At 42.4% G+C, this 26,040-nt stretch carries 22 protein-coding genes and 2 pseudogenes; 14 read left to right on the top strand and 10 right to left on the bottom strand.

Features of this window, described 5'->3' with window-relative positions:
* Nucleotides 1-8 precede the first annotated feature (8 nt).
* The 5 genes from J7I96_RS17835 to J7I96_RS28630 all read left to right on the top strand — a co-directional run bounded on the left by J7I96_RS17835 (nt 9) and on the right by J7I96_RS28630 (nt 4,844).
* The gene (locus J7I96_RS17835) at nt 9-1,247 is read left to right on the top strand and encodes a sensor histidine kinase (protein WP_214772517.1); all 1,239 of its coding nucleotides are present in this window, start codon (nt 9-11) and stop codon (nt 1,245-1,247) included.
* Nucleotides 1,248-1,362: 115 nt separating this feature from the next.
* Nucleotides 1,363-1,791, top strand: a complete 429-nt coding sequence (locus J7I96_RS17830) for a hypothetical protein (protein ID WP_214772515.1) — start codon at nt 1,363-1,365, stop codon at nt 1,789-1,791.
* 265 nt (nt 1,792-2,056) lie between these two features.
* Nucleotides 2,057-3,241, top strand: a complete 1,185-nt coding sequence (locus J7I96_RS17825) for a NupC/NupG family nucleoside CNT transporter (RefSeq protein WP_214772513.1) — start codon at nt 2,057-2,059, stop codon at nt 3,239-3,241.
* Nucleotides 3,242-3,388: 147 nt separating this feature from the next.
* Nucleotides 3,389-4,348: a peptide-methionine (R)-S-oxide reductase MsrB gene (gene msrB / locus J7I96_RS17820; RefSeq protein WP_214772511.1), complete on the top strand. Its 960-nt coding sequence runs from the start codon at nt 3,389-3,391 to the stop codon at nt 4,346-4,348.
* Nucleotides 4,349-4,652: 304 nt separating this feature from the next.
* On the top strand, nt 4,653-4,844 hold the full coding sequence (locus tag J7I96_RS28630) for an STAS domain-containing protein (protein ID WP_311315221.1): 192 nt from the start codon (nt 4,653-4,655) through the stop codon (nt 4,842-4,844).
* A 46-nt stretch (nt 4,845-4,890) separates the two neighbouring features.
* On the opposite strand, the gene J7I96_RS17810 is transcribed toward J7I96_RS28630, so the two are convergent.
* The 4 genes from J7I96_RS17810 to J7I96_RS17795 form a co-directional block, all read right to left on the bottom strand.
* A complete protein-coding gene (locus J7I96_RS17810) occupies nt 4,891-6,543 on the bottom strand; it encodes a glutamine--tRNA ligase/YqeY domain fusion protein (RefSeq protein ID WP_214772509.1) in 1,653 nt (550 codons plus the stop codon).
* Nucleotides 6,544-6,842: 299 nt separating this feature from the next.
* Complete coding sequence (locus tag J7I96_RS17805) at nt 6,843-7,583, bottom strand: amino acid ABC transporter ATP-binding protein (RefSeq protein ID WP_285289431.1); 741 nt, start codon at nt 7,581-7,583, stop codon at nt 6,843-6,845.
* Nucleotides 7,584-7,594: 11 nt separating this feature from the next.
* Nucleotides 7,595-8,260 (bottom strand): amino acid ABC transporter permease, encoded by a 666-nt coding sequence (locus J7I96_RS17800; RefSeq protein WP_214772507.1) that lies wholly within the window; start codon nt 8,258-8,260, stop codon nt 7,595-7,597.
* A gap of 26 nt (nt 8,261-8,286) precedes the next feature.
* A complete protein-coding gene (locus J7I96_RS17795) occupies nt 8,287-9,066 on the bottom strand; it encodes a transporter substrate-binding domain-containing protein (RefSeq protein WP_053536955.1) in 780 nt (259 codons plus the stop codon).
* Between the two features lie 442 nt (nt 9,067-9,508).
* On the opposite strand from J7I96_RS17795, the gene purU reads away from it, so the two are divergent.
* Nucleotides 9,509-10,411 (top strand): formyltetrahydrofolate deformylase, encoded by a 903-nt coding sequence (purU, locus tag J7I96_RS17790; RefSeq protein ID WP_034316032.1) that lies wholly within the window; start codon nt 9,509-9,511, stop codon nt 10,409-10,411.
* A gap of 379 nt (nt 10,412-10,790) precedes the next feature.
* Here the strand turns inward: purU and J7I96_RS17785 are convergent, their stop codons facing one another.
* The 3 genes from J7I96_RS17785 to J7I96_RS17775 all read right to left on the bottom strand — a co-directional run bounded on the left by J7I96_RS17785 (nt 10,791) and on the right by J7I96_RS17775 (nt 13,419).
* Entirely contained in the window at nt 10,791-11,450 is a 660-nt protein-coding gene (locus J7I96_RS17785; protein ID WP_214772505.1) for an SIMPL domain-containing protein, read from the bottom strand.
* Nucleotides 11,451-11,591: 141 nt separating this feature from the next.
* Nucleotides 11,592-11,786, bottom strand: a complete 195-nt coding sequence (locus tag J7I96_RS17780) for a YwbE family protein (RefSeq protein ID WP_214772633.1) — start codon at nt 11,784-11,786, stop codon at nt 11,592-11,594.
* Nucleotides 11,787-11,898: 112 nt separating this feature from the next.
* Nucleotides 11,899-13,419: an FAD-dependent oxidoreductase gene (locus J7I96_RS17775; RefSeq protein ID WP_214772503.1), complete on the bottom strand. Its 1,521-nt coding sequence runs from the start codon at nt 13,417-13,419 to the stop codon at nt 11,899-11,901.
* 709 nt (nt 13,420-14,128) lie between these two features.
* On the opposite strand from J7I96_RS17775, the pseudogene J7I96_RS17770 reads away from it, so the two are divergent.
* From J7I96_RS17770 to J7I96_RS17760, 3 genes and pseudogenes are all read left to right on the top strand, one after another.
* Nucleotides 14,129-14,322 (top strand): annotated as a pseudogene (locus tag J7I96_RS17770) (nucleoid occlusion protein); the annotation flags it as partial.
* Between the two features lie 462 nt (nt 14,323-14,784).
* Entirely contained in the window at nt 14,785-15,981 is a 1,197-nt protein-coding gene (locus J7I96_RS17765) for a ParM/StbA family protein (protein ID WP_214772501.1), read from the top strand.
* 8 nt (nt 15,982-15,989) lie between these two features.
* Nucleotides 15,990-16,532, top strand: a complete 543-nt coding sequence (locus J7I96_RS17760) for a hypothetical protein (RefSeq protein ID WP_057278234.1) — start codon at nt 15,990-15,992, stop codon at nt 16,530-16,532.
* Nucleotides 16,533-16,628: 96 nt separating this feature from the next.
* Here the strand turns inward: J7I96_RS17760 and J7I96_RS17755 are convergent, their stop codons facing one another.
* The gene (locus J7I96_RS17755) at nt 16,629-17,921 is read right to left on the bottom strand and encodes an NCS2 family permease (protein ID WP_214923978.1); all 1,293 of its coding nucleotides are present in this window, start codon (nt 17,919-17,921) and stop codon (nt 16,629-16,631) included.
* 300 nt (nt 17,922-18,221) lie between these two features.
* Here J7I96_RS17755 and J7I96_RS17750 point away from each other — a divergent pair, with 300 nt between their 5' ends.
* Genes J7I96_RS17750 through J7I96_RS17740 form a run of 3 tightly spaced genes read left to right on the top strand, consistent with a single transcriptional unit; the run spans nt 18,222 to nt 22,016 of the window.
* Nucleotides 18,222-19,871, top strand: a complete 1,650-nt coding sequence (locus J7I96_RS17750; protein ID WP_214772497.1) for a DEAD/DEAH box helicase — start codon at nt 18,222-18,224, stop codon at nt 19,869-19,871.
* A gap of 15 nt (nt 19,872-19,886) precedes the next feature.
* On the top strand, nt 19,887-20,795 hold the full coding sequence (locus tag J7I96_RS17745; RefSeq protein WP_214772495.1) for a phosphotransferase: 909 nt from the start codon (nt 19,887-19,889) through the stop codon (nt 20,793-20,795).
* 33 nt (nt 20,796-20,828) lie between these two features.
* The gene (locus tag J7I96_RS17740; RefSeq protein WP_251029193.1) at nt 20,829-22,016 is read left to right on the top strand and encodes a class I SAM-dependent methyltransferase; all 1,188 of its coding nucleotides are present in this window, start codon (nt 20,829-20,831) and stop codon (nt 22,014-22,016) included.
* 106 nt (nt 22,017-22,122) lie between these two features.
* On the opposite strand, the gene J7I96_RS17735 is transcribed toward J7I96_RS17740, so the two are convergent.
* A complete protein-coding gene (locus J7I96_RS17735; RefSeq protein WP_034316019.1) occupies nt 22,123-23,673 on the bottom strand; it encodes an ABC-F family ATP-binding cassette domain-containing protein in 1,551 nt (516 codons plus the stop codon).
* Nucleotides 23,674-23,888: 215 nt separating this feature from the next.
* Between J7I96_RS17735 and J7I96_RS17730 the strand changes: the two are divergent.
* A pseudogene (locus tag J7I96_RS17730) lies at nt 23,889-24,203 on the top strand (toprim domain-containing protein); the annotation flags it as partial.
* A gap of 283 nt (nt 24,204-24,486) precedes the next feature.
* On the top strand, nt 24,487-25,533 hold the full coding sequence (locus tag J7I96_RS17725; protein WP_214772493.1) for a YaaC family protein: 1,047 nt from the start codon (nt 24,487-24,489) through the stop codon (nt 25,531-25,533).
* A 168-nt stretch (nt 25,534-25,701) separates the two neighbouring features.
* Here J7I96_RS17725 and J7I96_RS17720 read toward each other — a convergent pair whose 3' ends face one another.
* Nucleotides 25,702-25,899, bottom strand: a complete 198-nt coding sequence (locus J7I96_RS17720) for a hypothetical protein (RefSeq protein WP_214923980.1) — start codon at nt 25,897-25,899, stop codon at nt 25,702-25,704.
* Nucleotides 25,900-26,040: the final 141 nt, after the last annotated feature.

Genomic DNA, 26,040 nt, shown 5'->3' with positions numbered 1-26,040 from the left:
GGATCATTATGTTCCAAAAAACAAGGCTTCAACTAACAATATTGAATTCTATCGTCTTTATTGTCTTAATAGCCATATTAAGCAGAACGATTTATTTCTATACGGAAGACCAGATCTATAGGGATGTCAATGATTCACTTATAAAGGATTACCGGGATTTCAATAATGGCGGCATGCCAGGCGGTCGTCCGCAAGGTGAGTTTCTCTTAGGACCGGGGCCAAGCGTCATTGTTTGGGGGCCGGATGATACGATCATTGAGCCAAGACTGAGTGTAGATAATTTTTTTAAGGTCAATGAACAAAAATTTTTCCCTAAAACTTTTGATGACATTGAAGAAATTTCAGTGAATGGATACACATATCGGGCCCTTTCCACCCAGGTCGATACGGGGTATGGACAGATGGCCGTACAATTCATCAGGAATGTGGATACAGAAAAGGAAATGCTCGATCGCTTGCTGCTCATATTGTTTGTTGGTGGAGGAATTGGAAGTCTAGTGGCGGTGGGCGCTGGCTATCTTCTGGCAGGACGGGCCTTGATCCCGGTCAAGAAATCCTGGGAGCAGCAACAGCAGTTTGTCTCGGATGCTTCGCATGAAATTCGAACGCCGCTTGCAGTCATTCAATCGCGGGCTGATTTGCTATTTCAATCGCCTAACGCGACAATCGAGGAAAAAGCCGTTGATATATCCATCATTTCGAAAGAAGTCCGCCGGTTGAATAAGCTTGTTAACGGACTTTTAACTTTGACCAGAACGGATTCGAATCAAATGGAGGTTAAGAAATCGAACTTTTTCCTTGATGACTTACTTATGGATATCGTGGAACAGTATACGGATATAGCTTCTTTTCAAGAGAAATCAATCATTAGTCATGCTCCCGAACAGGTAGTGTTTCATGGGGATAAAGAGAGAATTCACCAGCTGTTGGTGATATTGGTGGATAATGCCATGAAATTCACCGAGGAAGGCGGGGAAATTTCCTTATCCTGCATCAAGAATGCTTCATCCATCATTCTTACTGTAGAAGATAATGGAATAGGCATTCCGCAGGAAGAACTCCCGTTGATTTTTAACCGTTTTTACCAAGTGGAGCAATCCCGTTCGGCAAATGAAGGCACTGGATTAGGTCTATCCATAGCCCAATGGATTGTAAACACACATCAAGGGACCATCAAGGTTACAAGTGAGCAGAATGAACGGACCCGTTTTGAAATCACTTTTCCGAGAAATCAAAGGAAAAATTAGCTGCCATCCAATACGAAAAAGACTCTTACTTTCTTCCTTGCTGCTTAAGGGAAAATTAAGGGTCTTTTTAGATAATCCTCTTATAAATATATTTATTTTCGGAGGAGAATCATTGATGAATAGACTTGGTAAGTTAAATTTTTTAATTGGAATATTGGCTTCGGTCCTCTTAATGGCCCAAGCAGTCATCGGGATCATGATGTATGTGGATGGCAACGGCAATGAAACCATGAATCGACAGGCGGTGATGGGCCAGCCTGCCGACCGCAACACAACAGAATCGGCTAATGGCAGTACGGCGACCGATGATTCATCGACGGATACGGCAACTAATGAAACGCAGGGAACTCCACAAGGGGGGCCTAATGGTTCCGGGACTCCAGGAGAAATGCCAAGCGGCGGCAGCTTCCCAGGCAGAGACTCTTTTGCAGGTAAATTCATCGACTTTTATAAAGGGGCGGGTGGCTTGGCCGCATCCATCATCATCTTTGTAATTGGAGTCGCTGGATTAGCGACAACGGTGATATCCAGAACAGCTGCCTGAATAGTCGATATTACTTGAGGCAAGAGAAGGCTCCTTTCGAAGGGGAGCCTTCTTTTTTAATTCGCGAAACCCATTATTGTCACTAATTGTTATTTTAAAAAGTGAAATAATAATTGCACTTAAAAAAATATTAGTTTAATATAGACTTCTGGAGAGGTACGTACATGTATTTTGGATGAAAGAGAAAACGTTTGCATAAATTATTTGAGGGTATCCTACTATTAATGCACGAACATTAAATTCACCCTTAGTGGAGGCAGAATATATGAAATTTCTGATTGCAATTTTAGGACTGCTTATTGTTTTTGGACTAGCTATCTTAGTCAGCAGTGACCGGAAGAAAGTTAAAATAAAACCGATCATCCTCATGGTGGTCATTCAGCTTGTTTTAACTTATTTATTATTAAACACGAAGTTTGGCTTAGTGATCATCAATTCAATTGCCGATGGCTTCGGAAAACTTTTGGAATGGGCAAATGAAGGGATCACCTTTGTATTTGGCGGGATTGTAAACGAAGGGGCATCGCCCTTCTTTTTAAATGTCCTTCTTCCTATCGTATTCATATCAGCATTAATCGGGATTTTACAGCACTTCAAGATCCTTCCGTTCATCATGAAGTGGATTGGATTCGTTCTAAGTAAAGTGAATGGGATGGGTAAATTGGAATCTTACAATGCGGTTGCATCAGCAATAGTAGGCCAATCCGAAGTTTTCATAACCTTGAAAAAACAACTCGGTGCCATTCCGCCATCTCGCATGTATACGCTTTGTGCATCAGCCATGTCAACTGTATCAATGTCGATCGTCGGTGCTTATATGACGATGATTGAACCAAAGTACGTTGTGACGGCCATTGTTATTAACATGTTTGGTGGATTTATCATCGCATCCATTATCAATCCTTATACCGTAACGGATGAAGAGGATATTCTCCCTGTTGAAGTAGGGGCAGAGAAGCAGTCTTTCTTCGAAATGCTCGGGGAATATATCATGGATGGGTTCAAGGTTGCCATCACTGTAGCAGCGATGTTAATTGGTTTCGTTGCTTTAATCGCTGGGATCAACAGTGTATTCGACATGATCTTCGGCATCAGCTTCCAAGACATCATGGGGTATATCTTTGCACCTTTTGCCTTTATCATGGGGATACCGATTTCAGAAACCGTGACTGCTGGCGGAATCATGGCGACGAAACTGGTAACCAATGAATTCGTTGCCATGCTAAGCTTAGGGGAAGCATCAGCTGCTTTGAGCGAAAGGACGATAGGGATCGTTTCGGTTTTCCTGGTTTCCTTCGCCAATTTCTCATCAATTGGAATCATTGCCGGTGCAGTCAAAGGACTTCATGAAAAACAGGGTAATGTTGTAGCCCGTTTCGGCTTGAAGCTGCTATATGGTGCGACTCTTGTCAGCATCCTATCAGCGATCATTGTAAGTGTGATACTTTAAATAATGGATCTAACACAAAAGGGCACTTGGGTTCACTCCTAAGTGCCTCTTTATTTTTTTCGAAAGGGAAGAATTTTTGCATTTGAAGGTGTTTTGCTTGCTGGTATATAATACATAAAATGACAGGAGTGAAAGGGGAGTTTTAGGATGACGATGGATGGAAAAGAAACAGCCATCTTTGCAGGAGGCTGCTTTTGGTGCATGGTTGCTCCCTTTGATGAAATGGACGGTATCATTTCAGTGACATCAGGTTATACAGGCGGTAAATTTGCTACTCCTAGTTATAAACAAGTGATTACCGGTGCGACTGATCATGTTGAAGCGGTTCAAGTGGTATTCAATCCATCAATCATTTCCTATAAAACGTTATTAGAGATATTCTGGCGCCAAATCGATCCTACGGATGACGAGGGACAGTTCTCGGATAGGGGAATGCAATACAAGGCAGCCATTTTCTATCTTAATGAACGTCAGAAACAGGAAGCAGAACAATCGAAGGAAGATTTAATGATGAGCGGGCGGTTTAAGAAACCTATTGTTACGGGTATTCTACCCTCGGGGCAATTTTACGCCGCTGAAGAGTATCATCAAGAATTCTATCGGAAAAACCAATTTCGCTATGCATTGTATCGTAAAGGCTCAGGCCGGGATGCTTTCATTAAAGAAAATTGGCCTAAGGATAATGCACACCTTAGAAAGACCTTAACGGAGAGTCAGTTTCATGTCACCCAGGAAAATGGCACGGAGCCGCCTTTCGATAATGCCTATTGGGATCACTTTGGAGAAGGCATTTATGTGGATGTCGTTTCCGGGGAGCCCCTATTCAGTTCGCGGGATAAATATGATAGCGGTTGTGGGTGGCCAAGCTTCACGAAGCCCATCATGTCGGCAAGTGTCAATGAAAAAATGGATCTCAGCCACCGAATGACCAGGACCGAGGTGCGCAGCAGAGATGCCGATTCACACCTTGGACATGTTTTTCCCGATGGTCCAAGTCCTAAAGGCACGAGATATTGCATAAATTCCGCGGCCCTTCGATTCATCCCCAGAAATGAAATGGAGAAAGCGGGATATGGAGATTTGTTAATACTATTCAAAATGAAATAACTAGGAAGATAGGAGAAAATTTATATCGATATATCCTTGATAACTCGTCGAAGATTACGGAAAACTGGCTGGCTTTAAGGGAAAAGCAGTCTTGGTCCATCTATTCAATGGATTCTAATGAGGAAATCGAAAAGCTGCTTAGGGAACAGAATACATGGACCATCAAGACAGTCACAAGTGCTTAACTTGAAGATAAAACTGCTTTTATTGAAACGATGGAGCAGTGGGCCACACTTGTCGCGAAGAGCAGGGTTGAATCGGACACCCCATTTACGAAGTGTTGGAAGCGCTTAATAAGGATACGATGGTTGCCAAACAGATCTATCAATTGATAAGTACCCTGAACCTGTTAGGCATTCAATCAACCATTTCCGGGATTCGTACTGAGGTGGCCCAGACATCGATAGGTCTTGATTTTAGTCAGGTTTCGACACATAGTACTCTTAAACAGAAGGGATCAAGCTATACGAGAAAAAATGCTATAAGGGTGCAGTAAATGAAAAGAACCAGATCCGCTAGGAATCTGGTTCTTTTTCGTGATTCTATAACTTGAATGAACTTTTCAACCCAACGATTTGGTTGAAGACCAAGTGATCGGCCGCAGTGAGTTTAGAATCAACATTATAATAGCCATGCCTGAAGAATTGGAATTTATCCTGAGGCTTAGCATCTTTCATGTTAGGCTCGACAAATCCTTGTAGAATTTCGATAGAATCAGGGTTTACCCGGTCCAGGAATGATTTTTCTTCCTCTTCACCATTTTCCTTATCCAAGATTAACGGTTGAAAGTTGCGGAATTCTGCTGAAACGGCTTGTGAGGCTTCGATCCAGTGTAATGTACCTTTTACTTTACGTCCAGTGAAGCCCGATCCGCTTTTCGTTTCAATATCGTATGTGCAGCGGAGTTCAATGACGTTACCGGCGTCGTCCTTTATCACTTCTTCACATTTAATGAAATAAGCATGTTTCAAACGGACTTCATTGCCCGGGAAAAGTCGGAAATACTTTTTCGGCGGGTTTTCCATGAAATCGTCCTGTTCGATATATATTTCACGTGAAAACGGGATTTGGCGTGTACCCATTTCCGGTACTTCCGGATTGACCTCGGCATCCAGCCACTCTATCTCGCCTTCCGGATAGTTGGTGATGACCACTTTAAGCGGGTTCAGGATGGCCATAGTCCGTGGAGCCTTCAGCTTTAAGTCTTCCCGAACGAAATGATCAAGCATTTGAGAGTCCACGATACCGCTTGTTTTGGCGACACCTATCTCTTGGCAGAATGCACGAATCGCTTCGGGTGTATACCCGCGTCTCCGCAAGCCTGAAACGGTAGGCATCCGCGGGTCGTCCCAGCCGTCCACGAAGCCCTCATCGACAAGCTGCTTCAGTTTTCGCTTGCTCATTACTGTATTGGTCAGGTTAAGACGGCCAAATTCATATTGCTTTGGTTTGCTTTCCATTTCACAATTCTCAACGATCCAGTCATAAAGAGGGCGTTGATCTTCGAACTCAAGCGTACAAATGGAGTGTGTGACTCCCTCGATGGCATCTTCAATCGGGTGGGCAAAGGCATACATTGGGTAGATGCACCATTTGTTGCCGGTATTATGGTGTTCAGTATGGGAGATACGGTATATGACGGGATCACGCAAATTAATGTTAGGTGAGCTCATATCGATTTTTGCACGCAATACTTTTGCGCCGTTTTCGTATTCGCCGCTACGCATCTTTTCAAATAGTTCAAGATTTTCCTCAACGGTCCTATTGCGGTAGGGGCTGTCTTTCCCCGGCTCTGTCAGCGTTCCGCGATATTCACGGATTTGGTCGGCATTAAGGTCGTCCACATATGCCAGTCCTTTATTGATGAGCAGCACAGCTCTTTTATACATTTCATCAAAATAGTCGGAAGCGAAGAAAAGGTTATCCCAGTCGTAACCGAGCCATTTTACATCTTCCTTAATGGAGTTGACGAACTCAATATCCTCTTTCAATGGATTCGTATCATCGAAACGAAGGTTGGTTTTCCCATTGAAATCATCAGCCACCCCAAAATTCAAAATGATGGATTTGGCATGCCCGATATGTAAATATCCGTTCGGCTCAGGAGGGAAGCGGGTGATGACATGATCATGTTTTCCGGACTCTAGGTCATCTTTTATAATATTTTTAATAAAATTCGAAGAGTTATTTTCCAACTGAATTCGACCTCTTTCATTTATATACTTCTTTTAATTTTACCTGTATATATACCATAAATACAGATATTTTTCCATGTTCGAGCCGGAATCACGGTTTATCTGAAACAATTCATCAAGTATTTAGTTTGTACAATCCAAGCGGAAATATCCCTGAAACTTCGATCATGTAATTTAGGGAACGACCTAACTGGATAGTAAAGAAACAAACTAAACCTTTTTCATCTAAAAAAAGCAATACAGGAATTCACGCCTGTATTGCTCATGATCTCGCTGGCAGACAGGTTTTAGAATTAAAATCAAAAGACCGTCGTTTGCAAAAATTCTTTTGTACGTTCTTCTTTTGGATTGGTGAAGAATTCTTTTGGCGGTCCGCTTTCGACAACCCTCCCATTATGCATGAAGACAATCCAATCCCCGACCTCACGTGCAAAGCTCATTTCATGTGTTACGACTACCATTGTCATCCCTTCCAAGGCAAGTTCCTTCATCGTGGCAAGAACTTCACCGACAAGTTCGGGGTCCAGAGCCGAGGTAGGCTCATCAAAGAGCAGGATATCAGGTTTCATGGCAAGGGCGCGGGCGATGGCAACACGCTGTTTCTGCCCACCTGAGAGTTTGCTTGGATAGACATCCGCTTTATCTGATAAACCGACTTTGGCAAGCAATGCCTTTGCTTCTTCGATCGCTTGGGCCTTTGGGACTTTTTTGACGTGTATCGGTGCTTCGATGATATTTTCCAGTACGGTCATATGAGGGAAGAGGTAGAAATGCTGAAAAACCATTCCGACTTTCTCGCGGATTTTATTAATATCATGGGTACCCGGATTGATTTCCGTTCCTTCAATGAGGATTTGGCCGCTGTCTTTCTTCTCTAAATAATTCAAACAGCGGAGCAGGGTGCTTTTTCCGGAACCGCTTGGTCCGATCAGACAGACAACATCGCTATCGAGTACCTTCATATCAATATCTTTAAGTACATGCAGATTTCCATACGACTTATTTAAATTCCTTATCCTAATCATTTCTTTTTGTTCCATTTCAATTCCCCCTATCGATCACTGATGGACAGTTTCTTTTCGAATAAATTGACGATTATGGTCAGGAAAGCCACTAGAATCAAGTAGTAGACCGCTACAATCAATAAATAAGTCATTTCATCGAAATTATTCGAACCCAACGTAGTGGCTACATTAAACAGCTCATTCATGGATATGAAGGCTGCCAGTGATGAATCCTTCAGTCCGATGATGAATTGGTTGCCAAGCGGCGGCAATGCGCGGCGGAAGGCTTGAGGCAGGATGATTCTCCTTAAGGTGAGCGAATTGCTCATGCCAAGGGAGCGTCCGGCCTCCATTTGGCCTTTGTCGATGGATTGAATCGTACCACGTAAAATCTCTGAGATATAAGCTCCGTTATGGAAGGCCAGGGCAAGTGACGCCGCCCAGAAGTCCGGCAGTAAGAAGAGATTGCTGATACCGAAATAGAGTATGAATATCTGTACGATTAAAGGTGTTCCACGTACCAGGAATACATATGTATCTGAAATCCATGCAAGAATTTTTATATTGGATATTTTTAATAGGGCAAATAGCAAACCGATGAAGATACCTACCAATATGGAGACTACCGTCAGTTCCAATGTGAGGAGCATGGCCCGGATGAATACGTCCGAGTAGCTAAATAATGTATCAAAAAAATGTGAAAAACTTGGCAATGTAATGACTCCCTTTCTATCAATCTTTATTCAGGCTTAGTTGTGATGTCTTCACCAAAATACTTTTTGCTGATTTCAGCAAGCGTTCCATCTTCACGGAGGTTTTCAAGTGCTTCGTTGATGCGTGCAAGCAGCTGAGGGTTGTCGTCAGGCAGTACGATGGCCTGCTCGCTCCGTTCGATCAATTGCCTTCCTTCGATGTCGAAACCTTCCTTGGTCGCTTCCTTGCCGGTTACGAAGTCGGTGATGACGGCATCATGACGTCCTCCGCTCAATGCCTTCAGGGCGGTGATATCACTGTCATAGGTTTTTACATTGGTAGTATATTTTTCTGCTGTGGTTGCGTACGTGGAGCCTTTAGAAGCAGCAACTTCCTTACCCTTTAAATCTTCAACCGTTTTAATATCACTATCCGGGCGAACGAAAATTTGAGGACCTGAGTAGTAATAAGGGGTCGAGAAGGCAACATGTTTACTTCGTTCTTCATTGATTGTATGGCTGGCAACCGCGGCATCTGCCCGACCGGTTTTAACACCTTCCACAATACCTTTGAACTTTATCCGTTTAGGCACGGGTTCTAGGTCGAGTTCCTTTGCAATTGCATCGCCAACTTCAATATCGAACCCGGTTACGGTCATGTCATCATTGACATAACTGAATGGCTTGAATTCACCTGAGGCAGCGAAAACAAACTGGTCCTCATTGATCAGCTTACTCCCGTCCTCCAGCTGGTCCTTTTCAGCACAGCCGGACAGAAGACCAAGAACAGCCAGAATGGATACAATGAATGTAACGGATGATTTCATGATAATTTCATTTCCCCCTTTGAAAAAACTAATAGAATGGTCTATACCCTTATGAGGCAATGAATAACCTTATTAACTATGGAAAATAAAACTGAAACCAAAAAGGTTGTCCAGCACATACCGACATTTCATCCAAGAATCCCCCTTCACTATGCATTTCATAAAGGTTCTCGGCCTTTGCCTTCATTTCCTCCAAATTACATGTAATTTCCTGAAAAAATGACAAAAATTCCTTAATAGGAGAAGAAATTTAGGATTGAAACAATTCAGGCTGATGATTTATCTATCGAAAATCTAATGAATGGGATGGGATAAAACTGTGGAGTATTATAGGCAATGTTGATTTTGTCTACCAACAAAGTCCCGATTTGATTGACTGGCTTTAATTTCGGACATGAATTGAAGTATAATATAGCAAAATAGAAGAAGGGCAGTTGGGAAAATGGTTAGCAACTTTGTGCAAGAGCAGTTACAGGAATATCGTGAAAGAAATCAAGATAGAGGCCGTTTAATTATAAAATGTCCGGACCAGCCGGGAATTGTTTCGACAGTTACGGCTTTTCTTAAAGAATATGATGCAAATATTGTTGAATTGAGTCAGTATTCGATGAATCCTGAGGGCGGTACCTTTTTCACTAGGATCGAGTTCGATTGTCCAGGATTGAATGACAAGGCAGCGGATATGCAACTGGCATTCCAGGAAGTTTCGACAGCATTCTCGATGCAATGGACATTTAATCATGTGAGTGATCTGAAGAGGACGGCAATCTTCGTTTCGAAGGAACCCCATTGCCTTCTGGAATTGTTATGGGAGTGGCAAAGCGGGGATTTATTGGCTGACATTGCACTGGTCATCAGCAATCATGAAGATACGAGGGAAATTGTCGAATCGATGGGCATCCCGTTTTATTACATTCCTGCCAATAAGGATATACGTAAGGAAGTGGAAACTAAACAGCTTGGACTTCTGGAAGAATTCAAAGTGGACCTTATTGTTTTAGCCAGGTATATGCAGATATTGACGCCGGATTTCGTAGCGGCCCATCCGAACAGGATCATCAATATCCATCATTCATTTTTACCTGCCTTCATTGGAGCACGGCCTTATGAACGAGCGTATGACAGAGGTGTTAAGCTGATTGGGGCGACTTCCCATTATGTGACGAATGATTTGGATGAAGGCCCAATCATCGAGCAGGATATCGAACGTGTGGACCATCGTGATTCTGCCGGGGATATGAAGAAAATCGGTCGTTCAGCTGAACGCAGGGTGCTGGCACGTGCCGTTAAATGGCATTTGGAGGACCGCGTCATTGTTCATGAAAATAAAACGGTAGTCTTTTAAAATGGAAAACCCCCTTTGGATTGCCAAGGGGGGTTCCGTTTGCGACAAAAGGAGGTTCGGATTGCTGACATCCTAGAACCATGATTTTAGTGGAATAATGAATTATCTTGCATGTTTTTTAACTTGATTATAGAAATTAAAACCTTACTAGATTGAAGAAATTTGCGACACTCCTGCCGAATAACTGGCTAGCCGAGACCCCGGAGACGCTTGCCGGCGAGGAGGCTTGGCAGACAGTCGGCGGCAAGGGAGCGGATTTCTGAAATCACCTGGAACCTTTTTAAACGAATTGAAAGTAAATTAGTTCTTCTCTAATTTGTCTACAGTCTGAACCCCCCTTTAGGTTAAGGGGGGTTTTTAGGATGGAATTAAGTGAGTGCTAGTACGAGTATTCCACCCTTACTGAGGCAGTTATGTTCAATTCACCAGGCTGAATCGGGGTAGTCGTCATTTTTGATAGAGTACTTGTTTGAAAAAGCATTGGAGTTGCCGTTTCAGATAGTTCTTCAACCCTATTAGGGACTGGGTTCAATGAGATCCCTAGCGTTCGAGCCATGGAAAGAGCTTTTTCGTATGCATTTTTTAAAGCGAGGGAAAGTGCCTGGTTATAGTATGCATCTGGATTGGATAAAGAGAAGCGGATGCTGGTGATTGAATTGGCGCCGCTTCTGACGGCCGTGTCGATTATGCTGCCTATTTTCTCGATGTCGGTCGTCTGTGCTTGTATGATGTGCTGGACTTTGTAGTTCTTGAACAATTCCTTTCCGTCAATATAATCATATTGTGGATCGATTCTGTAATCACTCGTTTTCAATTGCTCTTCGGGAATGCCTGCGGATTTAAGTGATGCGATGACATTTGCGATTGCTTGGGAATTGGCTTGCTGGGCCTTTTGCGGGTCCTCATCCTCTGTTATGACTCCAAGGGTGATCGTGGCTTGATCCGGAGCGGCAGATAGCGTCTCTGAGCCGGAAACTTTCAATATATGTTCATCGGTGCGGTAATGATCCCTAAAGGGGGCATTGTATTCTTGATTCATTTTGACACCAGCCTTTTTATAGAGATAATCTCACCCCTATTGTACGAATTATGAATGGGAAACATGATTGAAATATCCCCCTTTGTCATTAATTCATCGAACAATCACACAAAAAAACACTCGGCCTGGACCGAGTGCACATTACTTATGAATGACTTGAACCCTGCCTACCTGGCCATCAGTCAATCTTACTTTAATTCCATGAGGGTGGGTGCTGGAGTTGGTTAAAATATCCTTTACAGTGCCGCTTGTCAGCTTTCCAGTGCGTTGATCTGCTTTAAGTACAATCTCCACAGAGGCACCTGGGGTAATATCTTTCCGGTTTTTACCGTTCATGTTCGATTCATTCCTTTTCAGAGTTATTTGCAGCCATTCAACCATGCAGTAACTTCAGTATAAGGAAAACGGCGGGCCCAGTCGACTATTAGATAAAATCACAAATTGGCAGTCAGCGAATTTTCTTCAATGGTTCGACAGCAGGGCCATTTAACACTTCACCGGCGATGGAGTAGCGGGAGCCATGGCATGGGCAATCCCAAGTACGGTCGCCGCTATTCCAGGCAACTTCACACCCCATGTGTGTACAGGTGGAATCAACAATATGAAGCTGGCCATCATGGTCACGGTAACACCCAGCTTTGTCTCCATCCACCTTCACGATTGCTCCTTCATCAATTCCTACGTCTTCAGGAGTTTTATGATTGACAGCCAATTTGCCTTTGATGAGATGCTTCGCCACATCAGCATTATCTTGAAGAATATTCTTCACGCCTTTTAAACGGGCAGGATCATACAATTCCGCATACCGGTTATCTTTTTGCAAAATCCGGTCAGTTAAGATCCTGGCGGCAATCGATCCATTCGTCATTCCCCATTTCGCATAGCCGGTAGCTATCAGGACGTTTTGTTGGTTGGCTGTCACTGGACCGACGAAGGGGATATTATCCGGTGTCACGATATCCTGTGCAGACCAGCGGTAGGGAATGTCTTTCACATCGAAATACTGGGCACTGAAGTCCTTCAGTGCTTCATAATGCTCGATCGTCGAGATTCCCTGGCCTGTTTTATGGCCATCTCCGCCAACAAGTATAAGTTTTTCCCCATTGTCCAATTCCGTATAGCGAAGGGAGCGGCTAGGGCTGTCTGCACTGTAATACATCCCGCCCGGATACTCCTGTTCGGTCCTGATGCCAAGCACATAGGACCTACTTACATGAACACGGGCAAAGTATAAGCCTTTCTCATCATTGAAAGGGAAGTGGGAGGCCACGATAACCTGATTGCTTTTGATGGAATTTCCCGTATCAGTCAGAACGGTTGGTGGATCGCCGTCTTCAATTTTCATTGCCGTTGTCCGTTCATAAATGGTGCCACCTGCATCGAGAATTGTCGAAATGAGGGCCGTTAAATATTTTAATGGGTGAAACTGTGCTTGATCTTTCATTATCACAGCAGCTTTACATGGAATGGAGAAAGGGATATTCTCCGCATAATCCCCTCGAATGCCAAGTTTTTGATAAGCTCTCAGCTCTTTTTGGATTTTGCTTATATATTCGTCCGTATTTGCGTACACATAGGCATCCTGTGCAGTCAAATTACATTCAATGGAATGTTCTTCTACCAAGTCTTTAATCAGCTTCATACCATCTGTATTGGCTTCATAATAAAGCTTGGCATTCTCTTCGCCATGGTCAGTGATCAACTGGTCGTAAATCAGGCCATGCTGGGCCGTGATTTTTGCTGTAGTGTGTCCTGTCGTTCCGGTAAGGATTTGGCCTGCTTCAATCAGTGTGACTTTTACACCTTGTTTAGCAAGTAGGTAAGCAGATGTGATTCCGGTAATTCCGCCGCCTACTATTAAGACATCAGTGGTTAGATCTGTATCTAGTTTAGAAAAAGAAGGGAATGTCAACGCACTGCGCCAATAAGGTTCCGGAAATCGGGGAAGGTCTGTATTTTTTTCAGTCATTTGAATACCTCCATACAGTTCATAGTGAATCGTCCATTTATTACCATACCCAAATTCGCTATTTATACGCTTATTTTTGTAAGAAGAAAGACTAAAAAAATACATTATTTGGTTCGTTTACAAATATGTATACATGTAAACAAAAATAGATAGTTTGTACACAAATATGTATACATGTTTACAAACGCGTACACATGGCTATATATAAGGTGTATACATATTTTTTTCTATTGTAAACAATTTGAAAACAATTCGACAAATATAGCTACAACTTATGAAGGATTGACTATAGTGGAAATTTTTTTCAGCTTCCAGAATCGTGGAGAGGAGGGCCGTTAAATACTTTAGGGGTGAAACTGTGTTTGAGTATGGAAGAATTACAAGGAAAGGAGAAAGGAATTTCTTCTGCATGGTCCCCGCGAATGGCTAGTTTCGATAGGCTGTTAGTTCTTTTGGGATTTTTACATTTATATTCATCAGTATGTGCGTGAATATAGGTATCCATTGCATTGCAGTCAAATTACATTCTTTTATAAGCCCATTATTTCTGCATTGGCTACATAATATAGTTTGGCTCTCTTCACCATGTTTTAGTGAACAAAAAAATCGTAAATCAGCCATATGTGGTGTGTCCCGTTGGTTGTTCCGTTAAGGACTTCGCCAGCATCCATCAGTGTAACTTTAATTTCTGGTTCCCTGTAATTCCGCCGAAGAACTGACACCGATTGAAGAAGCTTTGACTTATGGAAAACTATTGGAGTTGCATGGTTTAACACAAGAAGATTTTGCACAAAGGTTGGGAATAGAACAATCTACATGGCGAATAAGCTTCTGCTGCTTAAGACGTCCCAGGAGGTTCAGGATGCACTTCTTCAAAGGCAAATTACGGAACGCCATGCCCGCAGACGTCAGTGGGATATCTGTATAATGAAGGAGAATTTAACGGACTGCGACAATCGTGTTCCCGAATTTGGGAAGTTTCTGCAGTTTTCTCAGCCAGTTGAATACCTCTATACAGTTCATTAGTGAATCGTCCAGTTATTACCATACCCAAGTCTACTATTTATCCGCTAATTTTTGTAAGAAGAAATATATAAAAAAATACATTATATGGATTGTTTGCAATTACGTATACATGTAAACAAAAATAGATAGTATGTACACAGAAATATATACATGTTTACGAACACGTACACATGGCTGTACATAAGGTGTGTACATATTTGTTCCTATTGTAAACAGTTTGAAAACAATTCGACAAATATAGCTACAACTTATGAAGGATTGACTATAGTGGAAACTTTTCCTATTCTTAAAGGGAATGCTTCACTTAAATTTTTTCCATGAAAAAGGGGATGTTTTTAGATGAGTTCTAGAATCGCAGCAGTAGACGTAGGAAATGATGCTATCAAGGCTATTTTTGGAAAGCTAGAGTCTGAACTATATATACCGAACGTCATTGCAAAAGACATAGAGGACCGTCCGGTCATTGGGATTGAGGAACTTGATGAAAAAAACCCATTGGAAGGGATTCATATCAGGGTCCATTCACCGGCTCTGCAAGACAATAATGCGATTTATCGCGTTGGGAACTTGGCGACAAAAAGTGATAATCCTACCGAATTGGATTTAGGAAGCAGTAAATCGGAAGAAGATCAAACATTAGTCATGCTTTTTGCGGCTCTTGCATTAGACGCTGCCAAGTTGGGGGACAACGATACATTCAAAAAAGTGAATAACGTTGTGGAAGCCAACTATACTCTTGGAACAGGGTTGCCACTTCGGGAGGTTAAAGAAGGGAAAGATGTCGGGTATCGTTCGAAATTACTCGGATCTGTCCATCAGGTCGAATTTTTAATTACCCCTAAATACCAAGGTATGAAGATTAATATCAAATTCGATGAAGTGAAAGTCTACCCAGAGGGTTTTGCAGCATACATAAATTTGGTCATGGATAAAGATTTGAATATCATTAATCGTGAATTAATAGATAGAAGAATACTGATTCAGGATATCGGTGGATTATCGACGGATATCGCTGTCATTAAAAATCGTAAAGTTGACGATGACAAAGCGCAAGGATTCAATTTGGGAGTAGCTGAAGCCCTTGAATCGATTCGTGAAGAAATCAGGAAGAAACATGGTGTCGAGTTGGATAGCAGGCGCGACGTCGTTGAAATCATCACGAAGAAAAATGATCGCAATCATATCATGGTTCGCGGAAGCCGGACAAGCGTTCATGATATCGTTGACCGTATTTTGGGAGAACTGGCCAAAAAGCAATATCGCCACCTGCGCAACGTATGGCAAAAAAACTCACAAACGGAAATCTGCTATTTTGTAGGCGGGGGATCGATTGTCTTGAAAGATTACTTGAAAACATTGAACCAAAATTTCGATGGCTACAATATAGACTTTTTCGAAGATGAGCGGGAAAGCGTTTGGATGATGGCAAACGCCTATTATAAATTGATTTCGGATTTTAATCGCCGCCGGAATGCAAAGGAACAGAATCAGTCACAGCAAAAGAAGAAAGAACAAAGAACGGGTTCCATTAAATAGGTGAGAGAATGAAAAAAACAGCTTCTTCTGAAATTAAAAGAGGACAAGCCATCACTTTTCGTATCCCTTCGGATGTCTCAGACTATACGTTAAGACAGCTGCAGAAATTGAAGGAAACGGAAAGAAGGAATTTTTCCAGTAAAATTGCTGAGTATGTTCTCGATGGAGTCGGGCAATCCACCCATCAGGATCGGGAAATGATTGCCCTGCCCATGCCGAACAAGCTAAGCAAATCTCAGCGTGATTGGCTCAAGCATTCCCACTCAGAAGCTATGCTTGGAACGATTATGTACCACCTTTTATCCGATCCTTTACGCGCTACGGCCTTGCTTGCCTCTTTGAATAATAATGTATTGAGTGAGGAATTGTATGTGCAGGCCGAGCCCGAGGAAAAGGAACCCGTGGAGGTTCAGGAGGACCTGCCTAAGAAAGATTTGGATGACTTTGATTGGAATTTGAATGAACCCTCACAACAAGAGGAAGAAACCGAACCTGAAGAGGAAAATCTTGACGATCTCCTGGGTGATTTTCTTGATCAAATGAACCAGTGAACATAAAGGAGGATATCTGACGACAAGTTGGATATCCTCCTTTTTCTTTGCGGGGGCTAAAAAAAGAGGAACCACAAGGGATTCCTCTTAAGATGATCAAGCCAGGAAAATCAGTTGGTAAATGAATAAAACGGCAAACATGTACACGAACGGATGCACTTCACGGAATTTGCCTCTTGCCATTTTTAAAATGGGGTAGGCGATGAATCCGAGTGCTATTCCGTTGGCGATGCTTGATGTTAAAGGCATGGCGACAATGACCAAAAAGGCTGGAAATGATTCATCAAAGTGTGTCCAGTCAATTTCATTAATACTTTTAATCATCATGCTTCCGACGATGATCAAGCTAGGTGCCGTGATTGCCGCTACATTTGAGACAGCTCCTATCAGCGGGCTGAAAAAGGCGGTTATTAGGAATAGGATGGCCACCACCAACGCGGTTAAACCTGTCTTGCCGCCCGCTCCTACACCAGCCGATGATTCAACAGAGGCAGCGGTCGGGCTTGTGCCGAACATGGCGCCGACAGTAGTGCCGATCGAATCTGCAAAGAAGGCACTGCCGGATTTTTCAAGCTTATTTTCCTTCAGCAATCCAGCTTGACGGACAATGCCCAATAAAGCACCGGTCGTATCGAAAAGCATGACAAGCAAAATAGAGAAGACGACGCCATAAAGCCCATAGTTAATCACATCAGCGATAGATGTGATTGGATTGGCGACTATTATCCCTTCAGGTAACGAAGGGGTGGAAACCAGACCGTTAATTTCCAATTGGCCTGTAAAGAAAGCGATTATGGCAGTCACGATCATTCCGATGAATATCGCTCCCTGTACATTGCGAACGATCAGTACAATCGTTATGACCAAACCAACCAATGTAAGTGCCACACTGGAATCCCTGAAGCTTCCAAGGGTAACCAGGTTGGATTCATGCTTTGTGACGACACCTGACAAACGAAGTCCGATGAAGGTAATGAAAAGCCCGATTCCGGCACTGATTGCATGCTTCAAGTTATTAGGGATGGCCTCGATCAATTTTGAGCGGAAAGAGGTTAAGGATAAAAGGATAAAGATGATACCGGTAACAAAGACGGCAGAGAAAGCAACTGTGTATGAGATATCATGGGTTCCCAATACCGAGTATGCAAAATACGCATTCAATCCCATTGCCGGGGCTATGACAATTGGGTAATTGGCTAAAAGGGCCATGCATAGTGTACCGACTATTATTGCAATTATGGTTGCTGTGAATGCTTGGTCGAAGGGAACACCCGCATCAGAAAGGATCATGGGGTTTACAACGATGATATAAGCCAGTGTTAAAAAGGTTGTAAGCCCCGCAAGTACTTCCGTCTTAATATTTGAATTCCGTTCTTTTAATTTAAACATGCGGTCACTCCTTTTTTATATACAAAAAATCCTTGCAAAAATCTACAAGGAGGAGATGCTTACCCTATTTCAAGTAAGTAGCTCGATAGATGGATAATAAATCTTATAAATTATATTAGAAAAATAACTAAAGTACAATAGGATGAAAAATTTTAAGGTACAGGTTTTCTCGAAAATAGATAATGATATACTAACAAATAGCTTAGACTAAGGATAATGACTCGAAATGAAGGAAGCTGTTACCATTTAAGTGGATTTATCAGTAAATTAAATGAAGAAATTCAGAAAGTAGGCCCATACATGACAGAATTCATCGACCTTGGCGTCAGCCCGGCGATTAACAACATATTAAAGCAAATAGGAATATCCTCCCCTACCCCGATTCAGGAGAAATCGATACCCGATATCCTTGCTGGAAGGGATGTCATCGCGAAGGCGCAGACAGGAACGGGGAAGACTTTGGCCTTTTTGCTGCCAATCCTGGAAAAAGTTGATCCCGCCGCATCCCACATACAATCACTGATCGTCACGCCAACAAGGGAATTGGCTTTGCAAATCACTGCTGAATTGAAAAAATTCGCTGATGAAATCGAAGGACTTCAAGTGCTTGCAGTTTATGGCGGACAGGATGTCGAGCAGCAAATGAAAAAGCTGACAAGAAACATCTCCGTGGTGGTCGCCACGCCCGGCAGGTTATTAGATCATTTACGAAGAGGCACCATCGATCTCTCACAAACTGGAACGCTTGTGCTGGATGAAGCTGATCAAATGCTTCATATTGGCTTTTTACCGGAAGTGGAAGAAATCATGGAACAGCTTCCAGAGGAGCGCCAAACGCTGCTCTTTTCAGCGACGATGCCAGAACAGGTTCATCAATTGGCTAAACGCTATATGACTAAACCATTAACTGCCGCTGTGAAGGCTGAGCAAGTAACGGTCGAGAAAATCAGGCAGCTTGTCATCGAGACGACCGATCGTGCCAAACAATCTTCATTAATCAACATCATCAAAGAAGAACAGCCATACCTTGCGATCATATTTTGCCGTACAAAACGTCGCGTTTCGGTATTGAATGATGCCCTGAAGGCGGCTGGATTCAATTCTGAAGAGCTTCATGGTGACCTTTCACAGGCAAAGCGGGAACGTGTCATGAAAAACTTCAGAGACGCAAAGCTTCAATATTTAGTGGCGACGGATGTTGCTGCACGAGGGCTTGATGTAGAAGGCGTGACCCATGTGTTTAATTACGATGTTCCTGAGGATGCAGAAAGTTACATCCACCGAATCGGGCGGACGGGCCGCGCGGGTGAGAATGGCTTGGCTGTCACCTTCATAGCAACGAAGGATCTTCAGCTATTAAGCGATATTGAAAAAGGGATCTCCATGAAAATCGAAAGAAGGACGATTGAAGGAGTGAAAATGTTCCAACCCGATGAGGTGAGGCAAAAAAGGAAGCGCCATGAAGATCCTTCTGATGAGGGGACCCGCCGCCCGCGCTCGGGAGGGGGAAGGAAACATCGGGAAAGGATTGATACGAGAGGACCGAATCGGGGCAGTCACCGTTCTGTAAATCAAGCGGACAATCGTGAAGTCGAGAGGGAGAAACCACGGGGAGGCCGGATGGAAAACAGCCGCGGACCTATACGTGAGGATTCACGGGGAGGCCGTTCGGAAGACGGCCGTGGACCAAAGCGAGAGAATCCGCGGAGTGACCGCTCGGAAGACGGCCGTGGACCAAGGCGAGAGAATCCGCGGAGTGGCCGTTCGGAAGACGGCCGTGGACCAAGGCGAGAGAATCCGCGGAGTGGCCGCTCGGAAGACAGCCGTGGACAAAAGAGTGACAATCCACGAGGAGGTCAAAGAGACAGCCGTAGATCATCTAGTACACAAGGGGCGATTAATCGCAGAGGTGGTTCTGGCAGCAGCCCTAATAGAGGGAGAAACCGGTAAAAGGGGGAGACGGGAGTGAACAAGCCTTGGTTGGCAGAATATCCAGTTTCTTTGGAGCTGGCAAGGAAATTGATCCTGCTGCAGTTTCCGGAAATTGAGTTGAAAGAGATCAAGCAACTTGGGGAGGGTTTCGATAACACAGTCATACAAATCAATGGGCAATTTGTATTCCGTTTTCCCCGCCGCCCTATTGCAGTTACGCTGATTCAAGTGGAAAATCAGCTTTTGCCATCCATTGCAGGCACTTTTCCGCTTGCTATCCCTGAACCAATCTTTTTTGGAAAACCAAGCACTTTGTATCCTTATCCTTTTACCGGTTATAAAATGGTGAAGGGATACTTGCCTGTAGAAGGAACAAAAGCAAATAAGGTCGAATCGGCAAAAAGATTTGCCCGCTTTTTGAAGGTTCTTCACAGTTTTCCTGTCGAAAGGGCTATGTGTTTGGGTGTGCAGCCTGATGGGATGATGAGGCTTGATGTTCCCTATCGAAAGAAATCACTTATGGAAAATGTCTCGAATTTAATAAAGCTAGGATACTTTGAACAGGCGCATGCAGTTAAGGATTTTGTTGAAACCTTATGTGAATTGGATGTTCCGCATCCGATTTCACTCGTTCACGGAGATATTCATATCCGGAATGTTTTACTTGATGACGAGGGCGTTCTCGCAGGTGTCATTGATTGGGGAGATGTCCATATAGGGAATCCAGCCATTGATTTCTCCTTTTTATACAGTTATTTCCCAAAAGAGGTGCGCAGGGTTTTTTTCGAAATCTATGGTGAAATCGAAAAGGAAACAGAGAGCCTAGCCCGGTTCAGAGCGATATATATGCTTGTTACATTACTCGTTTATGGCATAGATCGCCAAGATGAAGAGCTGATTGCCATTACGAGTACCGGTTTGGAATTTGCTATAGAAGAATAATTGTCATGCTCTTTTGATGTTTAGGAGGTACATATGAAGGCAAGTTATTATCATACAATCACATTAATGGCGAACATATTGGATCAAGCTAATATTCCCTACCAATATACAGGTCGATCTGCTCTTTTCGTACAAGGAGTGGATATCGATGAATATAAGAAAATCGACATGGATGTACAATGGGATGTCTTTAATGAGGCTTTGGATCTTTTTTCCGAATACGCGCCAACAAAGCCTGAAAGAAGTCCTGAGACTGCATTCTTTCTAATGGATGTCGAGGGGGTTTCTGTCACTGTTCGCTGCCGGTTTAACACGACCATTAAAACGGACCCTTATCGTTTATCCATAAAGATGGGGGATATGGAGGTTTGGTGCAGGTCGTTATACAGTTATTTATACGAAGAGGAAATGGGAAAGTTCAGTGCCGAGATTCATGCTTACTTATCATCCGAGCAGAAGGGGTTCACAGCGGAAAATGAACAGGCCTGGAACCAGAATAATTATTTAGCGCTTGTCAATCGCTATGGAGATCCCGTTGAATTGGCATCAAAAATCAAACAAAACCCAAAATGGAGACTGCACCCTTTTTATAAATATATGGGGGAAATATCCGGCAAAAAAATCACACATTTGATGGGATCGAACGGTGTTAAGGCAGTTGCACTGGCCATATTGGGAGCAGAAGTGAAAGTCGTTGATTTTTCCCAGGAAAACGCAATGTTTGCAAATGAGCTGGCAAGTGGCGCCAATGTCTCCATCGAGTATATCGTTTCGGATGTCCTTTCGCTATCATCCGAGCATGAATCGGGGAATCAGGATCTGGTTTTAATGGAGCTCGGTGTACTTCATTACTTAATAGACCTGCAGCCGTTATTTGAAAAGATTAAAATGATGCTGAAACCTGGAGGCCGATTCGTACTGCATGAATTTCATCCGATTTCAACAAAGCTCATTACTTCAAATGGTAAAAAGCACAAAGTCACAGGCAACTATTTCGCTCCGGCAATCGAAAACAATGATGTCGCATTTTCGAAGCATATGCCGGATGAGGAAAAAGGGAGCCTTTCAAGAGTTGTACAGCGTAAATGGACAATCGGGGAACTTATAACGTCAATAGGTCAATCAGGACTCGTTATTAAAGTGCTCGAGGAAGAACCGAATCATAAAATCCATGATATTGGGCTTCCGAAAACATATACCTTAGTGGCGGAACGAGTTTAAGCTGCATGATGAGGGAATGAAAGCTGACTGAAGGAGCGTTTTCAGTCAGCTTTTTATTTATTCCACAATAAAGGGGATGCCGCTTCTGCGACATCCCCGAAAAAAATTAATTTTGGGCCGACCATTCCTCTACATCCCATACTTTGGTTACCCAATCTTCATAGAAATCAGGTTCATGGCATACAAGGACAATCGTTCCTTTATACTCTTTCAATGCACGTTTCAGTTCTTCTTTTGCAACGACATCCAAATGGTTTGTCGGTTCATCGAATAACAGCCAATTGCTTTCGGTAAGCATGAGTTTACAAAGGCGCACTTTTGCTTGTTCCCCACCACTTAAATGGCTCATCGGACGTGTAATGTGTTCGTTTTTCAAACCGACACGGGCAAGAATCGCACGTACCTGCGGTTGGTCCAGATGCGGAAATGCATTCCATACTTCATCGATCGGCGTCGTATCGCCTGCTTTCACTTCTTGTTCAAAATAAGAAGAAAAAAGGAAATCGCCAAGTGATCTTTTACCGCCTAGAGGATCGATTTTACCCAAAATCGTTTTTAATAGAGTGGATTTACCAACTCCGTTACAGCCGACCACGGCAATTTTTTCTCCCCGCTCGATGGTCATGGACAACTTCGGAAGCAATGGGCGGTCATATCCGATTTCCAGATCTTCACCTTCAAAGACATAACGGCTGCTCGCACGTGACTCTTTAAAGTCAAAGGTAGGTTTCATTGCAGTTTCCGGACGATCGATGCGTTCCATGCGATTCAATTGCTTTTGTCGGCTCTTTGCCCGGCCGGTCGTTGAATAGCGTGCTTTATTCTTGGCAATGAAATCTTCCTGCTTTTTAATGAATTCGCGCTGTTTTTCATAGGCGTTAATATGTTGGTTTTTATTCAATTCAGCCAGCTCAAGGAATTTTTCATAAGTTGCCGTATAACGGGTCAGTTTAGAAAATTCAAGATGGAAGATGACGTCGACGACGCCGTTCATGAACTCAGTGTCATGCGAAATTAATAAGAATGCATTAGGATATTCCTTTAAGTAGCTGCTCAGCCAGCGGATATGCTCCACATCCAAGTAGTTCGTAGGTTCATCTAGGAGCAGTACTTCAGGCTGTTCCAAAAGTAGCTTGGCTAGTAAAACCTTTGTCCGTTGTCCGCCGCTTAGGGCAGAGACATCACGGTCCAAACCGATTGCATCCAACCCTAGACCGCGTGCCGCTTCTTCAATTTTAATATCCAGATTGTAAAAACCGCCGGCTTCCAGCTTGTCCTGGATTTCACCCATTTGTTCCAAGAGTTCTTCAAGTTCCTCCGGAGTGGCCGTACCCATTTTCTCCGTAACTTCATTCAGTGCTTTTTCCTGCTCGAATAAAGGCAAGTAGGCATCCCGTAAGACGTCGCGAATCGATTTACCTTTTGAAAGTATCGTATGTTGATCAAGATAGCCATATTCGACACCAGGTGTCCATTCGACCCGGCCATCATCATGGATGAGTTGTCCTGTAATGATATTCATCATCGTTGATTTCCCGACACCATTTGCCCCGACCAGACCAACATGTTCGCCGGCCATCAGGCGGAAGGAAACATCCTTGAATAAAGTACGGTCGCCAAAGCTGTGTGCTAATTTATCTATAGAAAGTAAGCTCATTTATATTGAACCTCCCAATTAATTTGAAAAAATCCCTACGTTTCATCATACTAAAATCTGCACGGGAATGCTATCTAATCTATTAATTTACATATATGTGGGTACGGGGAATCCTTAAATTGAACCAAACGATCCAATGCCATGGTGGATTATCGCCCTGTCATAAATTATATGAGATAATAGAGGAACCAGTTTAAAAGCGAAAGGATGTTAATATGAGTAAAACAGTCGTACTGGCCGAGAAACCTTCGGTCGGAAGAGATATAGCAAAAGTGCTGAATTGCGGGAAAAAGGGGAATGGCTTTTTTGAAGGCGATCAGTATATCGTCACTTGGGCACTGGGTCATTTGGTTACCCATGCAGATCCGGAATCTTATGATGAAAAATATAAAACGTGGCGCCTTGAGGACCTGCCCATGTTGCCGCCTGCTTTGAAATTGGTCGTGATCAAGCAATCAGGCAAACAGTTTCAATCGGTTAAAACACAATTGAATCGCAATGATGTCAAGGATGTCATCATTGCAACGGATGTTGACTTATCTCTATAAAAACGCCATGTTCATAATTCATAAATTACCTTCTTTCCTTTGTATAACAATAATATCTAATACTTTTTCAGTGCTCATAATTAAAAACTGCACATAATTGACTATTTATCATTTATCAAGGTTTCTGTGTAGTGACAATAAAGTTGTTTAATTACAAATAAAGTCGTTATATTTACAGTATAGTTATTTAAAAAGCACATGTTATCAATTACAATAAATGTAATCGAACGTGTGTTTTTTATTTGTGAAATGAGGTTATAGAATAATGGCAGATATTATCAGCTACAAAGGAAAAGAACTAACATTACATAAGTCGATAAAAAACCCTAATTTTCTAGGGAAAACCGTTTTAGTGGATGATCCATGGGATTATGTAGAAATGTGGCTAAAAAGAAATAATCATAATGATGAAGCTGTATTCTATTGGCAGCAGTCTCGTCAGTTTTATGAAGCTTCTACCATGCTACCCTTAACCTCATCCCCGTTGACGATATATTATTGTTTTTTAAATGCAGTAAAGACACTTTTAATCGTAAATAAGGTTTCTTATTCAGATTTACATGGAGTATCAGGTTGGAGTAGAGAAAGTCGTGTGTCCCTAAGTAATGAATATATCAAATTTAAAACATCTGGGATTTTCTCTGCCTTATGCAATTATTTAGGAGATCCAGTCCAAGATAATGAACAATACACACTGAAAAATTTACTTTATAACCTTCCTTTCATTCATAGAGCCTATTGTCTAACATATACCTCTGAAGCAAAAAAAGAGTTATACATACCTATCCACAAAGCATTTTTTGTTAAAAAAAAGGGTTCTTCAGAAAGTTGGTTTTCTGCAGTAGTGGATCCAAAGTATGCAAATGGTCATACTCTAAATAAACTTAAAAAAAACTTTGAGAGGGATATGAATTTTCCTGATACTTTTGTAGTTAGATACAAAACAAGATTTAGATGGAAAAATGATGATTCTAACAAAATGAAAAAATTATCATCTTATCACTATAAATTGAGAAAACAACTTAGTTACATTTCTGGCTTATCAAGACTGTGGTACATCAAACGAGATGAGATAGATGGAATAATACCACGAAATTCAATGATTTTAATATTTGCAGCAATGCATAGGTTAAGTGAATTATCTAGGTATGAACCTGTAATTCTTTCTAAACATTTAAATAGTCAACATAACTGGTTATTATCAGAGTTTATCAAAAATGCCTCAACGCAATTTATAGACGAAATAGCATCCGAATTAACTGGAGAGGAATTCATGACCCCGGGAATGACATCCAGAAAAAATCTTATCTGAATTTAATACTTAAAAAGGTAATTAATAAATTTGGAGATGAAGTTATGCCTAAGCGCCAAACTGGTTGGACTGAATAGAAAATTGCCCGGTATCAATATGGTAAAGGAAGGAGATACCCTTTATGGGCGTCTCCTTTTTTTATTGTTCATTATCTAATGAGTTTGTTATTCAATAAAAACCAACATCAACCACCCCATCCCCGCCAATCTTGGCAGGGCACGCTCGGCACTTGTCAATCCTTTTAGTTTGAATGACCGTCAAACCAAATGAATTTGGGTCAGCTTTTTGGAATAGTAAAAGGCAACTCCTTAAATTCCCTCCCTGTCGATCAGTCAGAAATTTACCATTGACGCCTGCGGTGTTCATATTTTCTCCCCAAAAGAGACTAGTATTGTAGATTTATAAAAAAGAGTGATCAATTATATTAAAGTTTAAAAAGGCCTTGTTAATATAAAGAGGGATTGTGAAGAAATGTACTTAAACTAAAGGGGCAGGTTAGTTCAACAA

The sequence above is a fragment of the Bacillus sp. ISL-78 genome, assembly GCF_018613455.1.
Lineage (GTDB): Bacteria > Bacillota > Bacilli > Bacillales > DSM-1321 > Peribacillus > Peribacillus frigoritolerans.
Note: the sequence above shows the minus strand (reverse complement) of the source record. Positions and strands in the feature narration are given on the sequence as shown.